General features: G+C 46.6%; 1 protein-coding gene. It reads right to left on the bottom strand.

From position 1 onward, the window contains the following. Positions 1-522, bottom strand: a 522-nt coding sequence (locus IQR33_RS32105; RefSeq protein ID WP_322631746.1) for an energy transducer TonB, incomplete at its 3' end; no start/stop codon positions are given. Between the last annotated feature and the right edge of the window lie 32 nt (positions 523-554).

Genomic DNA, 554 nt, shown 5'->3' with positions numbered 1-554 from the left:
TCTTGGGTAACGGGGTTGTGTTGGTTGACTCACAAACGTTGGTTTGTCGACCAAGACAGGCTGAGACGTTGCCCCTTTGGATTGGCTCGCAGGTGCGGATTGTTGAGCTACCGTCTCTTTCTTCACTGGTTCCGTTTTTTTCTTTGGTTTCGCTTCGGGCTGAACCTTTTGCTTTGTTACGGTTTTGGTGGGCTCGACCGCTTTAGGTTTAGATTGTTTAACCGGTTCAGGTTTTTTCTCTACTACCTTCTTCTTAACAGCGTCTTTCTTGACGACCTGTTTTTTTACAATTTTCTTTTCTGGTTCAGGTTGGTCTTGAGGCTGCTGCTCTTTTGATGGCGCTACATTTTCTGGTGTAGATTTTTCGACAGCGGGAGGAGCAGACACAAGATTTAGACTTACCGAACTTGCTGGGTTTCCAGCCGGCATCGCGAACACCTTTGTCTCTTGAGAAACAAAAAGAAGTGCGGCATGGATGGCAAGGGAAGCACCTCCTGCAATGACATATCTTTGTACGTTCACGGAATATCTCGGGAAACTATGAAAACTTGGGC

Origin of the sequence: Vibrio sp. OPT46, assembly GCF_015163535.1 — a bacterium.
Classification (GTDB): Bacteria; Pseudomonadota; Gammaproteobacteria; order Enterobacterales; family Vibrionaceae; genus Vibrio; species Vibrio alginolyticus.
Note: the sequence above shows the minus strand (reverse complement) of the source record. Positions and strands in the feature narration are given on the sequence as shown.